This window comes from Pelotomaculum propionicicum (assembly GCF_004369225.1).
Classification (GTDB): domain Bacteria; phylum Bacillota; class Desulfotomaculia; order Desulfotomaculales; family Pelotomaculaceae; genus Pelotomaculum_B; species Pelotomaculum_B propionicicum.
In genome coordinates, this window is sequence record NZ_QFFZ01000108.1 from 1 (window position 1) to 2,680 (window position 2,680).

Genomic DNA, 2,680 nt, shown 5'->3' on the forward strand with positions numbered 1-2,680 from the left:
AAGGGGATCAGCTCATTTGGAATGGTAATTATGGAATATTATTACTGGCGGTCTTTTAGCAATATTATTTTTGTCTCTACCGTCGCAGGGGTTGTGGGTATGTGAATAACGCAGAGCGTTATTCAAGCGATTGTGGACCCTGTGGACAGGCAAGAAATTAAGAATCGTAACATGGCTAAACCATATGATCAGGGATCATAAAGTAACATCTCAAAAAGGCAAGCTGCCTGTCCACAAGTCCACATGAGCGGCATATCCATAACCCTAAGATTTATCGGGATGTTTTTCCACCTCCTTTTCCTGGCGGCTGATACTTTGCCGGAAGCGGTAACTATCACCGTTCATCAACAATATGTGGCACTGGTGGGTTAATCGATCAAGCAGCGCATCCGTAAGCCGTTCTTCACCAAAAACAGATGACCACTGGGAAAACTCAAGGTTTGAAGTAACTATGATGCTTCCGCGCTCATAACGGGAGGCCATAAACCGGAAGAACAACTGTGCCCCTTCGGGCGTGTAAGGGACAAAACCAACTTCGTCCACCACCACCAGGTCTTGTTTCAACCATTGCTTCTCCATCTGAAGCAGGCGGTGTTCCCGCTGGGCCAGTAGCAGGTGTGTGACCAGTCCGGACGCGTTCCAGTAACGCACCCGGTATCCGTGGCGGCAAGCACATAGGGCCAACGCTATTGATAGATGAGTCTTGCCCGTACCGCTATTGCCAAGTAGAGCCACATTCTCTTTTTGTTTGACGAAATTGCACTGGCTTAACTGAAGTACTTTTTGTTTGTTCAAAGCAGGTATAACAGCAAAGTCGAATCCTTCTAATGTCTTTATATATGGTAGATTGGCCCTGCTGATCCTGTTTTTGCGGGTGCTTTCTTCCCTTGAGATCACTTCTTGTTCTAAAAGGGCGCTTAAGTATTCTTCATATGGCCGATTGCAATCTGCAGCCTCGCGGGCAAGGTCCTGGTAGTGCCGAGCTATTGCCGGCAGTTTCAATCTTTTTAGGTAGTCGCGGATGATGATATCGTTTACGCTCAATGCACAATCACCCCCGGCTGATTGAGCAATTGGTTGAACTTGCTCACTTTTGGCAGGTCCACCTTGAAACTGGCCAGGTGGGGATATCGTCCGGGCACAGACCCTGAGGTCGCCAGGCGCTTGCAGGTTATCTTTTCAAGGATTTGTCTTACTCCGTCCGATTGATATATACCACCTGAGAACGCTTGTTCTAAGGCGCTCTCCAGGGCATCCCAGCCGGTTTCACGGTGCAGCATGAGGATTTTGACGAACTCACGCTCCGGCTGACGATGGTGTTCTTTTAAGGAGGCCAGGTATTTGTTAAATATGTCCGGTAATTTTGCCCGTTTAAATGGTTTGGAATCTTCCAGCGCCCGTGGTTTGGTGTAAAGTGTCTCCAGGTAGTGGTCGAGGTCGTAAATCTCGTCGCCACAGGCATAAGACCGCTTGTGGCTTGCAATCAGCAGGTGGCTGCCGGTGATCTCTACTTTGTGTACGTACGCTTTTAGGGTCAAGTGATGGTTTACCCAGCCCTGGGGCACTGAGTAGAAGTTGTTTTCAAAGCGGACTAACTGGTTTTTAGCGGCATTAACTTCAATATGCCGGCAGCAGTCGAACTGTCTTACGGGAAGAGGCAGCAGGTGTTTCTTTTCTACCTGCCAAGCTTCTTCTACGGTTAGATTCGTGCCCGGCGCCTTGTGGGTTCTGGCGTATTTCAGACACCTTTCTACAAGTAGAGTGTTTATTTCTGCCCAGGTCTTGGCCTCTGGCTCGGGAGTGAAGAAGTTGCGTTCGGTAAAGCCGGCCAGGTTTTCTACAGAGCCTTTTTCATTACCTCTGCCGGGGTTGCAGTACCTGCTCTCAAACAAATGGTGGCTGCGAAAGTTTATGAAATTGTTTTGCTCTACGCGGTTTCTACCTCTTAAGACTTTGTAAACGGCGGTTTTTAAGTTGTCGTAGGTAACACTTTTAGGCACTCCCCCCCAGAAACCAAAAGCGTAAACCATACCTTCGAAAAATGCTTCCTGCCGCTGATGGGGGAATACCATGACGAAGGGCATCCGGCTGTTGCCCAACCTTATGAGAAATACCTGAGCTAATTTTTTTTCGCCGGCGATAATGATGGTTGCTTCACACCAGTCGCACTGGGCGTTGCTGCCGGGGATAAACTCTAAAGGAACAAAGGTTTCTTTTTCTTTGCGGCGCAGTTGTCCCAACAACCGGCGTATGCCTGATTCACTGCCCTGGTAATCATATTCTTCTACTAAACGCTCGTAAATGCGGTGGCCGGTGTGGTGTTGTTTTGGGGGCCTGTCTTTATCTTCTTTGAGCCATTGTTCTACGATACTTTTGATTGGACTGATCACCGGCTTTGGTTTTGGTTTAACCAGGTTATATTTTGGAGGCGACGAGTCTTGTATTGCTTTTTTTACTGTTTGTCTGGCAAAACCAAGTTCTCTGGCAATCCAGCGGATGGATTTGCCTTGCACATGATAGAGTTTTCTGATAGTCTCTTTATCGACCACATCGATCATTTCCTTTCCTCCTGTACGCCTGTTAATTTCCAGTTACAGTGTACAGGATTGGTTTGATCGGGTGGTCAACTTTTTGGTGATCAATGGGTTAAAATTGGTACACTTTTAGTTTAGCAAATACA

At 47.5% G+C, this 2,680-nt stretch carries 2 protein-coding genes; both read right to left on the reverse strand.

Features of this window, described 5'->3' with window-relative positions:
• Nucleotides 1–264 precede the first annotated feature (264 nt).
• On the reverse strand, nt 265–1,044 hold the full coding sequence (gene istB / locus Pmgp_RS18975) for an IS21-like element helper ATPase IstB (RefSeq protein ID WP_134216213.1): 780 nt from the start codon (nt 1,042–1,044) through the stop codon (nt 265–267).
• Nucleotides 1,041–2,558, reverse strand: coding sequence for an IS21 family transposase (istA, locus tag Pmgp_RS18980; RefSeq protein WP_134216215.1), 1,518 nt, complete (start codon nt 2,556–2,558; stop codon nt 1,041–1,043). Before istA ends, istB begins: the two co-directional genes overlap by 4 nt.
• Nucleotides 2,559–2,680: the final 122 nt, after the last annotated feature.

Excerpts from the sequence above, each read along its gene's own strand:
- istA (WP_134216215.1), bottom strand. The coding sequence starts at position 2,558 with ATGATCGATGTGGTCGATAAAGAGACTATCAGAAAACTCTATCATGTG.